Raw genomic sequence first — 4,190 nt, 5'->3', positions numbered from 1 at the left:
CAGCATTGCACAGAGTAGAGATATTGCCGAAAAGAGATAAAAAATTAGCGATTTTTTTGTCATCCCATCTTGACAGTGATAGAATCGGCCTCGAAGATAGCTGCCAAACGAAAGAAAATAGAAGAGAGTGGCCATCGATGTCATCCGTTGAACGATATAAGTAACCGCATTTGTCTGCACCGGATTTAATGACCACAAGCCAACAATAATAATCACTAAAAAGGTGGAATAATTTCTGCCATCATTAGTCACAAAGACTGAATTAACTTTGGAAAATAAGAATAAAGACTGTAAAAGAAAAAACAATGAGAATGTTGCCAGAAGATGAATGGCTATATTGGTCACATGGAATGCTGCCAAGCTACCGCCTCCCCATTTCAGATCGAAGGCAAAGGTAAGCATGGGCAGATAACGTCGTACGCCAAACTTTGTTGAAGTTAGATTTTCAAGGCCGGCAAGATCAAAGGTGAAACCCAAAACTTTCGGCTCTTTTACAAAACTATGGAGATCATCTAACACAAAAGGGACATACAGGCTGTTGGAATAAGCAGATAGAGCCAACAGACAAATAACTAATCCTGCACCTAGTACTATTATTTTATTTTGATAGTTAGAATTATCTTTAACCATAGTCTGTTATCCAAAAAGAGATATAGGGATACCGGAAAAACCGGTATCCCTATATCATATATCAGCAGAAACTGTCAGGGTAAATCAATCAAGACCAACTGCATCAGCCAAATTACCACTATAGTCCCATCCAGAGATTCTCGCTCCAGAGGCAGTTACTGCTTCAGCTGTGATAGTTGAACCATAGGCATCAACCAAAGCTTCAACAGTAGTTGCACCCGTTAAGGTAAAAACCCATGTAGAACCGCTAGAAGAACTATCAAGTACACAACATGTGGTATCAGCATCACCAGCCATATTCATGACCTCAGTAGATGAAGTGGGGAAAACGCCTTTAAGAGCATATCTAGACCCCACATTTGTTTCAACCGAATGAATCAACGGCAACACTGCACTGGTAAAACGTGCCTTCTGAATATAATTCTTGTACATGGGAATCGCCACTGCGGCCAGGATACCGATGATTGCGACAACAATCATCAATTCAATCAGGGTAAAACCTTTTTTGTTCTTTCTGAGTTTCATCATAACTTTGTCCTCCTCCTTCTTTGACATTAATAAAATTGTTAAAAAAACCTGCTAACGATACGAACAGATAGCTGCTCCTTCACCACCTTTCGGCACATCCACTCATAAACTTTATCACTTTTTTCACCATCATTTTCATGTAATTTCAAAATAATGCATCATCCGTTCCAATATTGGGAAAAAGAAGGGGAAACTTTTATTATCTTTTATTTTCAAGTAGTTGCAGAGATACTGGCATAGATGTCATGATTGGAAAATGCTTGAATGGAGATTCCCGGCTGGTGATAGTGACAAATCGGGGCAGGTGAAGTGACAATTTTTGTCAGTTTAATTCGTCCTGGGGGCGGCCTGACCGGCGGGGAAATCCTGAAACAGGTTTTCTTCCAGTTGGTGGGGAGAGATGGAGCGGGTGAATTCCTTTGGTTCACTGCCTTCCTTGAAGCATTCAAAAATAACTTTTTCAGTTTGCGGAGTGGCCAGCAGGCCGGTTTTTTCATCAATCTTGGCAAAAACAATGCCGGCAGGCACCGGAAAGGTTGATTTGGGGAAGCTCTTAAGCGCCTGGCGCATAAAATCTATCCAGATGGGACAGGCGGCCCGGGAACCGGTTTCATGCTTACCCAGGGGTTTTAAATCATCAAAGCCCACCCAGACACCGGTAGTCAGCTGCGGTGAATAGCCAATGAACCAGGCATCATAATAATCATTGGTGGTCCCGGTTTTACCGGCCAGCGGCCGTTTTAAGACCCTTGCCCGCCTGCCGGTTCCCTGCTGCACCACGCTTTCCATCAAGCTGGTCATCAGGTAGGCGGTCTGGGGAGATATTACCTGTTTTCCAAAGACTGATCCCTGTTCCCCGGCAGCTGAATCAGAATCACCGGCATCCCCGGCAACCGACAGCCCCCAAAACGGTTCATTATCTTCAAGAATCTCGCCATCACGGTTTTCTATCCGCTTGACATAAATGGGACCCGCCCGCCGGCCGCCATTATCAAAGACAGCATAAGCTCTGGTCAACTCCATCAACGAAACACCTGAAGACCCCAGAGCCAAAGTCAGATCGGCATTCAGCGGCGAAGTAATTCCCAGTTTTTTGGCATAGTTGATCACGTAATGGATGCCGATTTTCCGCAGGATTTTAATGGTCACCAGATTTCGTGAGTGAACCAGCGCCTGGCGCAGGCTGGTGGGGCCGTAGAATTTCTGCTCATAATTGCGCGGTTTCCACACCTGATCCCAATCATCGTTATTCTGGTAGATTATCGGGTTGTCAAGAAAGATGCTGGCCGGCGTCAGGCCATGATCCAGGCCCGCCGCGTAGATAATCGGTTTAAAAGCCGAGCCGGGGGAACGTCGTGATTGGATGGCCCGGTTAAATTCACTTTCTGCATAGGATTTCCCTCCCACCAGGGCGCGGACCATACCGCTTTGGGGATCAAGGGCAACCAGGGCCCCCTGGACCAGCGGTTCCTGGTCAAGTTGCAGGCGAATCCCGGCAGCCGGACCGGATTTTGTGATTGAACTGATCCTGGCCCTCACCACATCGCCAGGCCGAAAAGTTTCAGCAGGTTTTTTATTCTTGAAGGTTAACCGGGGGAAAATCGTGCCATCGGCAGCCGGTCTTTTGGCCCACTTGTAATCATCCGGCAGCATGACCGCCGATACCTGACCCAAAGACAGCGTCACTTTTAAATGTTCATCATCCACTCGTTTTACCAGGGCTTTTACCCGCTGATCAATTGTCAGAGATGAAGCCGGACCGTTTTCTTCTTCCAGTTGTTTTTCAAAATCCGCAAACCGGTCAGGGATCACGGATTCCAATGGTCCACGATATCCCTGCCGTTTATCCAGGGCCCGAAGCCCCACATCTATAGCCTTACGGGCTGCCTGCTGATCCGGCACACGAACCGTGGTATAAACCTGCAGGCCTTGACGATAGAGCATGTCATAACCATACTTCTTATCCAGGTACCGGCGGACATGCTCAGTAAAATAAGAGGTCAAGGCAAATGGGGCCGGTGGTGTATCAATATGAATTGGAGTTGCGGCTGCGGCTTCCGCCTCTGCATCGGAAATATATCCCTCAGCCACCATCCGGCCGAGAACATAGCGCTGTCGCCGGGCAGCCCTATCGGGATGGGCAATAGGGGAATAACGGTTGGGGGCCTTGGGCAATCCGGCCAGCAGGGTCATTTCCGCCAGGTTGAGATTCCTGGTTTTCTTGCCGAAATAGGTTCTGGAAGCGATTTCAACCCCATAGGCTCCATGCCCAAGATATATCTGGTTCAAATAAAGGAAAAGAATTTCATCTTTACTGAGATACTTTTCTATCCGGTAAGCCAATATCGCTTCTTTAATTTTACGCTTGTATTTCCTTTCTGGCGATAAAAGCAGGGATTTGGTCACCTGCTGGGTAATGGTACTGCCGCCCTGGACTATCCTGCCGGCGGCGATATTTTTGATCAAGGCCCGCAAAATTCCCGGAAAATCCAGTCCCTGGTGTTCGTAAAAACGGGCATCTTCACTGGCAATAAAGGCTTTTTTCAGCAGGTCCGGAATCTCTTCAACCGGAATTATCTTACGCTTCTCCAGATAGTACTGACCAATCAATTCACCGCCATCCGCGTAAATCTCGGTAATAGTGGCCGGCCGATAATCTCTCAGGGAAGTAATCCTGGGCAGATCACTGGCAAAATAAAAATAGACCCCGATTACGGTTGCCGCCGCCACAATAAGGCCGGCCAGCAAGAGGACAAAGAGAAATATAGTGATTTTTTTTAACATTCAATTACAAACTTAATATTAATTATGTAATTAGGTAATTATGGGGACAGGGTAATTATGGGGACAGGATACTTAATTATTGAAAACCATCAATAATTAAGGTCATGTCCCCACAATTAACCTGCGCCTTTTTTGGTTCCGGCTAAGCCGGCTTATCAGGATGGGCCTCAAATCTATTCAGGGGAAACCGCGGATACGTAATTATCGAGACTTTCTGACGACCATGAGATCGGCAGCTGGACGATAAA

At 46.5% G+C, this 4,190-nt stretch carries 3 protein-coding genes; all 3 read right to left on the bottom strand.

The window, feature by feature from the left end; translation table 11 throughout:
* On the bottom strand, nt 1-630 hold a 630-nt coding region (locus tag U9P07_04175; protein MEA2108596.1), incomplete at its 3' end, for a hypothetical protein.
* 84 nt (nt 631-714) lie between these two features.
* Nucleotides 715-1,158 (bottom strand): prepilin-type N-terminal cleavage/methylation domain-containing protein, encoded by a 444-nt coding sequence (locus U9P07_04170; protein MEA2108595.1) that lies wholly within the window; start codon nt 1,156-1,158, stop codon nt 715-717.
* Nucleotides 1,159-1,485: 327 nt separating this feature from the next.
* Nucleotides 1,486-3,942 carry a PBP1A family penicillin-binding protein gene (locus U9P07_04165; GenBank protein MEA2108594.1) on the bottom strand — a complete coding sequence of 819 codons (2,457 nt, stop codon included), beginning with the start codon at nt 3,940-3,942 and terminating at the stop codon, nt 1,486-1,488.
* Between the last annotated feature and the right edge of the window lie 248 nt (nt 3,943-4,190).

Source organism: Pseudomonadota bacterium, assembly GCA_034660915.1.
Classification (GTDB): Bacteria; Desulfobacterota; Anaeroferrophillalia; order Anaeroferrophillales; family Anaeroferrophillaceae; genus DQWO01.
The sequence above is the reverse complement of the archived record's forward strand: the minus strand, read 5'-3'. Positions and strand labels throughout refer to the sequence as shown.

What these genes read in the sequence shown, in the direction of transcription:
- U9P07_04170 (MEA2108595.1), bottom strand. Translation starts at nt 1,158, where the DNA reads ATGATGAAACTCAGAAAGAACAAAAAAGGTTTTACCCTGATTGAATTG.
- U9P07_04165 (MEA2108594.1), bottom strand. Translation starts at nt 3,942, where the DNA reads ATGTTAAAAAAAATCACTATATTTCTCTTTGTCCTCTTGCTGGCCGGC.